General features: G+C 53.0%; 6 protein-coding genes, 2 pseudogenes and 3 riboswitches. Of the genes and pseudogenes, 5 read left to right on the top strand and 3 right to left on the bottom strand.

The window, feature by feature from the left end:
• Positions 1-31: 31 nt before the first annotated feature.
• Positions 32-2,250: pseudogene (locus JCM12539_RS05650) on the bottom strand (HAD-IC family P-type ATPase).
• A gap of 129 nt (positions 2,251-2,379) precedes the next feature.
• Positions 2,380-3,667 (bottom strand): annotated as a pseudogene (gene eno, locus JCM12539_RS05655) (phosphopyruvate hydratase).
• A gap of 51 nt (positions 3,668-3,718) precedes the next feature.
• A riboswitch (Fluoride riboswitch) is annotated at positions 3,719-3,787 on the bottom strand.
• A gap of 186 nt (positions 3,788-3,973) precedes the next feature.
• On the opposite strand from eno, the gene JCM12539_RS05660 reads away from it, so the two are divergent.
• From JCM12539_RS05660 to JCM12539_RS05680, 5 genes are all read left to right on the top strand, one after another.
• Positions 3,974-4,372 (top strand): fluoride efflux transporter FluC, encoded by a 399-nt coding sequence (locus JCM12539_RS05660; RefSeq protein WP_054649903.1) that lies wholly within the window; start codon positions 3,974-3,976, stop codon positions 4,370-4,372.
• Positions 4,366-4,674, top strand: a complete 309-nt coding sequence (locus JCM12539_RS05665; protein ID WP_054649905.1) for a FluC/FEX family fluoride channel — start codon at positions 4,366-4,368, stop codon at positions 4,672-4,674. The genes JCM12539_RS05660 and JCM12539_RS05665 overlap by 7 nt, the downstream gene beginning before the upstream one ends.
• 114 nt (positions 4,675-4,788) lie before the next feature.
• Positions 4,789-4,848, top strand: a riboswitch (Fluoride riboswitch).
• 48 nt (positions 4,849-4,896) lie between these two features.
• The gene (locus JCM12539_RS05670; protein WP_054649907.1) at positions 4,897-5,466 is read left to right on the top strand and encodes a DHH family phosphoesterase; all 570 of its coding nucleotides are present in this window, start codon (positions 4,897-4,899) and stop codon (positions 5,464-5,466) included.
• 35 nt (positions 5,467-5,501) lie between these two features.
• Positions 5,502-5,563, top strand: a riboswitch (Fluoride riboswitch).
• Positions 5,564-5,628: 65 nt separating this feature from the next.
• Positions 5,629-6,471: a metallophosphoesterase family protein gene (locus tag JCM12539_RS05675; protein ID WP_054649909.1), complete on the top strand. Its 843-nt coding sequence runs from the start codon at positions 5,629-5,631 to the stop codon at positions 6,469-6,471.
• A gap of 10 nt (positions 6,472-6,481) precedes the next feature.
• A complete protein-coding gene (locus JCM12539_RS05680; RefSeq protein WP_054649911.1) occupies positions 6,482-7,138 on the top strand; it encodes a DUF190 domain-containing protein in 657 nt (218 codons plus the stop codon).
• Positions 7,139-7,318: 180 nt separating this feature from the next.
• Here JCM12539_RS05680 and JCM12539_RS05685 read toward each other — a convergent pair whose 3' ends face one another.
• Positions 7,319-7,864, bottom strand: a complete 546-nt coding sequence (locus JCM12539_RS05685) for a helix-turn-helix domain-containing protein (protein ID WP_082405363.1) — start codon at positions 7,862-7,864, stop codon at positions 7,319-7,321.
• Positions 7,865-8,036: the final 172 nt, after the last annotated feature.

Raw genomic sequence — 8,036 nt, forward strand, 5'->3', positions numbered from 1 at the left:
TCAAGAGCAGTGTGGATCTGGTGAGAGTTCGCTAGATGTGTGCCGCAAATCGAATCGCTGTCAGCACAATGCCCGTTAATAAAGTGATCACGATTGCTAAGCCGATCAAGGCCGGCTGATTGCAGCGATCCCCCAGCCAGTCAGTGCCAGAACTAGGGTCAATATACAGTTGCCACCGATCGCTACTGCAACGGCGCGACTGGGTCTGCTAGCCCAGAACGGCTTTTGGGTGCGGGTCATCAGGATCGTCAGCATCGCGCTAAAAATCAGATAGACGTAAAGGCCAGTGCTGACTTGTCCAGTCGTTAGACCAAGCCGTTGCAACCAAGTCAGCCAACCGTAGCCGACCGTTGACCAGCCTATGGCCAAGATGCCAGCAATCTTGCTAAGTTTGGCCAGGTTCCAGCTTTCTGGTTGGTGGGTGATCGTCGTGCGGTCAGTGCCGAGCACAAGGGTCACACAATCATTCAGGATCGCGACCAGGATCATCGCGTTTAAGGTCAGCGGAATGAAGTGGAGAATCAGATAACCTAATGTCAGCAGGAGTGTCAGCTCCGCGGTGCGTGAAAGTTTGGTGATTGTCCAGGTCATCATGCGTTGATAGACGCGGTGGCCGGCATCTAGGATCTCGATGATCGGGGTCAGGCCGTCTGCTAGCAGAACCATGCGCGCCGAGCGCTTGGCGAGGTCAACGGCATTGTCAACGGCGATACCAACATCGGCTTGTTTCAAGGCGGGTGCGTCATTGACCCCGTCGCCGGTCATACCGACCACATAGCCTTCACCTTGTAGACGCTGGGCCATCGCCAATTTGTCTTCTGGGGTCACGTCGGCGATGCCTGCGAGGCCTGCAATTTTGGTCCCGACATTAACCTCGGTGTACGAGCGCACCTCACCGTTTAGCCCAACTGCTTGGGCAATCGCGGCGGCAGTTTTTTGGTTATCGCCAGTCAGCATGATTACTTTGACGCCGCGTGCCTGCAGAGCCTTGATGGCAGTTGCGGAATCTGCCCGAGGTTGGTCTTGGAGTACGAATAGACCGACTAGCTGTGAATCAACGACCACGGCTGCCGTACGGCCTTCGGCAAAGTTGACCGCCGTTAGGTCTGGGTGATTGGTGGCCAGCGCCGTCAACTTCTTCAGTGCGCCGAGTTTCACGTTGACGGTGGTACTATCGGTGACCACAGTGGCTTGGGAGTAACCGATACCGGAGGTGAACGGCGTGAATTCATGCTGAGGCCAGGCCTTAATGTTGTGTGCTTGAGCATAGTTGAATAGCGCCGCGTCGATCACTCTGGCATTGCGCGTATCTGCTGCACTGATCGCCAGTCGGGTCACGTCGGCGTCTGGGAGCGTTGACCAGTTGTAGAAGGCCACCACAGCGGGTTTGTTGGCAGTAATCGTGCCGGTTTTATCCACGAGTAGCACATTCATATTGGCAGCTTCTTGAATCCCGGTGAGGTCGGAAACTAAGACGTGCTTGGTGCTCAGGACCTTGGCTTCGACCGAGTTAGCAACGGCAAAACTCGATGGCATGGCGATTGGGATCGTTGCGATGAACAGCATTGCCAGAAACGGTAGCATGGCGACCAAGTCTTCATGGCGGACAATGGCCACGATGATCGATAGCACGGCCAACACCGCATCGAATGCTGCTAGATAGCCGATGATTTCGCCCAAGAGCTTCTGCAAATGGCCCGGCGCCGAGCTTTGGTTGATCAGGCTGATCGTTTTGCCGCTGCGGCTATTAGCACCGGTGGCGGTGACGATCGCTAAGGCATTGCCGGAGAGGACTTCGGTGCCGGCATAGGCGGTATCACCAGGGGTGCGGTTGACGGCCTTGGCTTCGCCTGTGATACTGCTTTCGTTGACTTCCAGCGTGTCCGTCAGCAGACGCACGTCGGCGGGGATAATGTCTCCTTGGCGTAGGCTGATGAGGTCATCAACGACTAAGTGCTTGGCCGACACCTGTTTCCACTTGACATCGCGGCTGACCGCGGCGGTCGGCGATAAGTCATGTGATAGGCTGCGTAAGACCGTGTTGGCGCGGCGAGATTGAATCGCGCCATTGACCGCGGCAAAGAGCAACATTAGCACGATGAACCCGGCTTGGATGCCCTTGCCTAACACGATTTCAATGATCAGCGCCGCTTCGAGTATCCACGCGCTAGGCTCCCACAGGCGAGTGATAATGGCCGTGGCAAAGTTGAAGGGGGGTTCGGCCACTTCGTTGAAGCCATTACGGGCCAGTCGCTGGTCAGCTTCGGCTTGGGCGAGGCCGTTTAGATCGTTTTTTTTCGGTCATAGTAGACACTAGCTTTCTGCAAGATAACAAACGGCCGCGCACAGATTCGTGCTCGGCCGTTTGGTCAATGCTGATCAGTCGAAGTCGACTGAATCAGGGAAGTGGGCTAAGCGCGTGCCGTCAGCGCCGAGTTCTTCTTCGATCCTCAACAGTTGGTTGTATTTCTCCACACGCTCGGAACGGGCCGGGGCGCCAGACTTGAGTTGCGCAGCGTTCGTGGCGACGGTAAAGTCAGCGACAAAGGTGTCGCCGGTTTCACCAGAACGGTGAGACATCATGGTAGTGTAGCCGTTCTTGCGTGCTAAGCGGATCGCTTCCAGCGTTTCGGTGACCGTGCCGATCTGGTTGAGTTTGATCAAGATACTGTTGGCCATGCCTTGTTTGATGGCGTCTTTGATCAAGGCTGGGTTAGTGCAGACCGGATCGTCTGCGACTAGTTGCACGCGGTCGCCGTACTTCTTGGTGAAGTCAGCGAAGTGGCCCCAGTCTTCTTCCCCATAAGGATCTTCGATGGAGATGATCTCTGGAAACTTGTCCAGCAGGTGAATGTAGTATTCGCCTAATTCGGCAGGCGTGTAGGTTTTGCCTTCAAAGTCATAGTTCTTGGTGTCGCGGTTGTAGAAGTATGATGCCGCCGCGTCAAAGGCGATGGCGATTTCCTTGCCAGGCGTGTAGCTGCCTTGATGATGGCGTCATGCAGCATCTGCAAGGCGTCTTCGGAGTTCTTGAGGTCAGGCGCAAAGCCCCCTTCATCGCCGAGGCCCGTGGTGTAGCCGGCTTCTTCGATTACCTTCTTCAAGGTGTGGTAGGTGTTGGCGATTTTTTTTCGAAGCCATCACGGAAGCTGGAACGATCGACTGGGGTGATCATGAATTCCTGAATATCGATGCCATTGTCAGCGTGCTCACCACCGTTGATCACATTGTGGAACGTTTGTGGCAGCTCCAAGTCAGTGCCGCCGAGGTAGCGATACAGCGGTGTGTGCAAGGCGTTGGCTGCTGCACGGGCAGTGGCCATTGACACCCCTAAGATCGCGTTAGCCCCTAGGCGTGCCTTGTTAGGTGTGCCGTCTAAGTCGATCATCAGCTGGTCGATGTGGGCTTGGTTGAAGGGGTCGGCACCGTGCAAAGCCTTGTTGATCTGGGTATTGACGTTGGCCACGGCCTTTGAGACGCCTTTGCCTTGGAGCCGGTCGCCGCCGTCGCGCAACTCGACGGCTTCTTTTTCGCCGGTCGATGCACCAGATGGTACCTCCGCGCGGCCGAGCGTACCGTCCGACAGGATAACATCGGCCTCAACAGTTGGGTTGCCGCGCGAATCGAAGATCTCGCGCGCCTTCACAGATTCAATCACTACTGACATAATTGTGCTCCTTCCGGTAAAAAAAAGATGACGTCTACTGCACGCAAAATCTGTGCAGTAGACGTCATCAAATTGATTTACCAATTAGTTTTAGTGGCGAACGTCATCGCCGATTAACTTTTTAACACTCAAAGCATACTCCCTTACGAAATTTTGCGCAAGCCAGACCGACAAATTTTCGTGCAAAAGGCGGACTTGTCTTACAGCTGTACGTTTTGCTATAATGCTAGGCGTTATATTAAATTTTAATGAGTGTAACCACACGGCTGCCAGTATTTTGGTAGCCGTGTTTTAGGGGGAAGTTCAATGCAGCGATTGCGATACCAAGATATTTTAGCGGTGTTCATCGGCGGCTGCTTCGGTGGGGTCGCCCGTTGGGGAATCGGCTTGTGGCTCAATGATGCCGACACGATGCTCGGCACCACGGCGGTGAATCTGGTGGGCAGCTTCATACTGGCGTTTGTCACATACGGTCTAGCGGTGTACATCGACTTGCCGAGCTGGCTGATTTTGGCGTTAGGGACTGGTTTTGTCGGCGCGTTCACGACATTTTCGACGATGGTGCTGAACCTCTACAAACACGTTGGCGAATCGCCGGTGTATGCGATCGGGATCTTCTTGCTTGAGCTGCTTGTTGGTTTAGGCGCGTCGTTTGGCGGCTATTTATGCGCCGAAACCTGGGGAAGGCGGCGACAGACATGGTGATGTTAGTGGCTTTAGGCGCGGGGGTAGGCGGCGTGATGCGATACGTGCTGACGCAGCTAGGCAAGAACTGGTGGCCTGGGGTGCCGCTGGCGACGCTTGTGATCAATGCTAGTGGTGCCTTCGTAGCGGGATTTTTGGCGATGTGCGCACTGCCGCAAGCGTGGTCACTGCTACTTTTGACCGGTGTGTGTGGTGGGTACACGACTTTTTCAACATTCATGACTGACGCGTTTATCTTATTGCGCAACCGGCGTTACCGTACGTTTGCTTGGTATTATTTTGGCACGACGGGAGCGGGATAGTCACCCTGACCATCGGTGTGTGGCTGGGTAGCCTGTGGTGAGATAAGGCAGTACTCACTTACTCGATAATGACACCTATAGACAATCATGGATAATGGTGTTATATTGGCCTCGAACATGATAGGCGAAGGTGTTCGCCATAACCGTTATTCAACTAATGACACCTAGTTTCGGGCATTTAGTCCGGGCTAGGTGTCTTTTTTTCGAGAAGGAGACGATAAAATGCAGATTTTAACAATCGGCCCGCGGCAATCAACTGTAGGAATTGACATTGCCGTCATCAACGCCGCGCGTCTGGCCTCCGCATTCGGCAAAGACGCTGCGCCAAGTGCTTATACGCGGCTGTCACCGGTCATGCGGGACATCGTGAAATTCTGGGGAGTGGCACCGCCAATAGTGGTCAAGGCAGTTGCTGGGGCCGCGGGCGGTGTGGTGATGGTCGGCCATAACGACTTGGCAGTGAGTGCTCCAGACATTAGTGAAGCCAACGTTGTAGCGGTCGTGGATAATCATCGGATGAGTGGTTTTCGTGCTAGTCATCCGGTATACATTCGTCTCGAACCTGTGGCCAGTGTCAACACGATACTCACCGAACTCTATCAAGAGCGTGACGTGATGCTTTCGCCTTTGTCAGCAGGGCTTTTGCTGACGGGAATTTGGTGCGATACCCGTCAGCTCACAGCTGATGCGACAACTGAAAAAGACCAAGTGGCTGCGGCTTATCTGGCTGATCGAATACAGCGTGATCGTCACTTATTAGCTGATCGGGTCAGTGCATGGGTAAGCGCTTGAACTCTGTCCGCAACGATGTTATATTGACGGTGAACAAGTGAAATGGTGATGACGTTCACCCTAATACAAGCTAATTGTTGATGACGTCTGTCTTAATGCCCTGTGCTGTAGCGGGGTAGTGAGGCAGACGTTTTTTTTCTTTCTGACCCGGGAGGTGAGTAGATGCATAAGATCGCAGTGATCGCCGACGTACACGGTAATTACAGTGCCCTGCAAGCTGTGCTGCAAGACGCACACGAACAACACGCCACCGATTACATGGTGTTTGGCGACATTGGCAACCGTGGCCCAGAGCCAGCAGCGTGTGTGCAGGCACTTCAAGTACTCCAACCGCTGGCGTGGGTGATCGGCAACCACGAAGAAGTTTATGCTAGCCTGTTGCACCACCGGTTCGTGACGTTTGAGAAGAACCAAAAAGCAGTCGTGGCGATCATCACGTCGGCTTTTGACCGCGAGCATCTCACCGCGACACAGTTTCGTTGGTTGGTTAGTCGGCCGCTACATCAAGAATTAGTGATCGATGGCGTGAAGTTGAGCATATTTCACGCAACGCCGACCACCAGCCGTGGTCATCAAGCAGAACCTGTGGCTAAGCAACAGAACTTCGATGCGTTGCTGGCCGGCAGTGACGCAGACATTGCGCTGTATGGACACACCCACCAGCCGCTGATGCGTCAAACTACTGATGGCCGCTACATCATGAACCCCGGTAGCGTCGGCTTGGCGACGTCACTGCAACCGCAGTTAGCCGCCGGGCGCGCCCAGTATGGCTTGTTGACTATTGATGCCGGCCGTTTCAGCAGCTGGACGCTTCGTGTGCTCCCGTACGACGTTGATCAGGAGCTAAGGTTAGTCACCCGTGAACAGCTTCCCTATGCGGCGCTGTATACGCGGACGTTGACCACCGGTGCATTCGGCTACAGTACCGTTGATGTGACCGCAGAAAATATGACCCATAATTACGGCGCCAAAGCCCAAGCCTTGATTGCCGCTGACGCGTGGTAGGAGGAGAACGATGACAGAAGCAACTTTGATTCGGGTGGTGACTGATGAGGTCATGCAGACGCTGACCCATCAAGAACTGGTGAAGCAGATTTTCGCATATTTCTGGCAGCGTGGGATCGTCGACGGCACGATCCGCCGCACGATTATGGGCGTCAACAAGTATAACGAGATGCGCCAAAGCCTACGCAAGCCAAGACGCGGCAACGACTTGCCGGTGATCATCGAAACGGTGCAAAGCGGCGACAACTTGCAGGTAATTTTGGCTGAACTGACGCAGCTCGTTGACGATCGCGGTCAGATTACGACGGTTCAAGGACAGACTGGGAGTGACATTGAGATGGACGATACCGCAGCATACTATGACGTGAAGTTATTTACCCGAGAAGACAATAAGCACTTTGCCCCAGACCACTACACTAAGATTGTGGCGCAGTTGCAAGCGATGCATGTGCGCTGGGTCAGTGTCACTCGGGGGATTGCCGGCTATGACGACGGTCGCCATGTACATGAAGAAACCACGACACATAAAAGTGGCCACCTACCAATCGTGATCGAAACGGTGGTGGATCGTGCGAGCCTGCAAACAGTGTTGGAGGCGCTCAAACCCTTGTCAGATGCCGGATTGTTATTTACGGTTCCCGTGGCATTGGTCAACGAGCCCTACTAGCGGACCACTTACTATGGTTGCCATTTTAGGATTTGCCTTCGACATCTACCTTATTTAGTCATTCGGAAGATCCGCATTGCAATGTCGATACAAAGCCAAAACAGTGACAATACCCGGCACAGCTACTACGCGAGTTTCAGCGTAAAGGTTGTGCCGGGTATTGTTTTCGATGTGAATTTTTCAATTCAGATTTTGCTTATCATCCTTGTATGAATGGATAGCCTTTAACTCTTGGTATGCTTGATGAATTTCCTTAATAGGCAAATCTCGATACTTCGATTTCTTCGTAATTACGCGACCATTCTGATCTGTATCTGGCACACCGTCCTCATCAACTGGTGTGTAAGGGAGAAAGTAGTGCATAATCTCGTTGAGTTGTTCAGCCAGTCCATCTAATTGGCGTGGTGAGAAGTCGCCCATCATGTGCATCACTCTGCGAATCTCCGCAACCTTTGGCATATATTCATCGATTCGATCAAGAACGGCCGTGGTTTCTCCAACCGCGGCTTCTTTTTCTGTCCGCAACAACTCTGACGGCATGACATTAAAGAACTTAGCGATACCAATCAGGTTCTCATAAGTAGGATGATTCATCTCGCGTTCCCAGTTTGAGATAGCCTGTCCATTGACTGGCGTATCCAAAGCGGCGCCAAGTTCTGATTGTGACATGCCACTTTGAAGACGGAGCCGTTTTAGATTTGGGCCGAAATATTTTGTTTCTGTCATGTTGATCACCTCGCCATCAGGTTATCAGATAATCAGCTTCAAGACAAGATACACAACTATAATTGAAAGTTTTGTAGCTACTAAAAAAACTAAGGAAATCGATTGAAAGCCTTGGTATTATTTCGGTAACGTATAGATTGTTAATACGGTTAGTGATGAAAGGAGAAAGTCT

The organism is Lacticaseibacillus pantheris DSM 15945 = JCM 12539 = NBRC 106106 (assembly GCF_001311175.1).
Classification (GTDB): domain Bacteria; phylum Bacillota; class Bacilli; order Lactobacillales; family Lactobacillaceae; genus Lacticaseibacillus; species Lacticaseibacillus pantheris.

Excerpts from the sequence above, each read along its gene's own strand:
- JCM12539_RS05660 (WP_054649903.1), top strand. The coding sequence starts at position 3,974 with ATGCAGCGATTGCGATACCAAGATATTTTAGCGGTGTTCATCGGCGGC.
- JCM12539_RS05665 (WP_054649905.1), top strand. The coding sequence starts at position 4,366 with ATGGTGATGTTAGTGGCTTTAGGCGCGGGGGTAGGCGGCGTGATGCGA.
- JCM12539_RS05670 (WP_054649907.1), top strand. The coding sequence starts at position 4,897 with ATGCAGATTTTAACAATCGGCCCGCGGCAATCAACTGTAGGAATTGAC.
- JCM12539_RS05675 (WP_054649909.1), top strand. The coding sequence starts at position 5,629 with ATGCATAAGATCGCAGTGATCGCCGACGTACACGGTAATTACAGTGCC.
- JCM12539_RS05680 (WP_054649911.1), top strand. The coding sequence starts at position 6,482 with ATGACAGAAGCAACTTTGATTCGGGTGGTGACTGATGAGGTCATGCAG.
- JCM12539_RS05685 (WP_082405363.1), bottom strand. The coding sequence starts at position 7,864 with ATGACAGAAACAAAATATTTCGGCCCAAATCTAAAACGGCTCCGTCTT.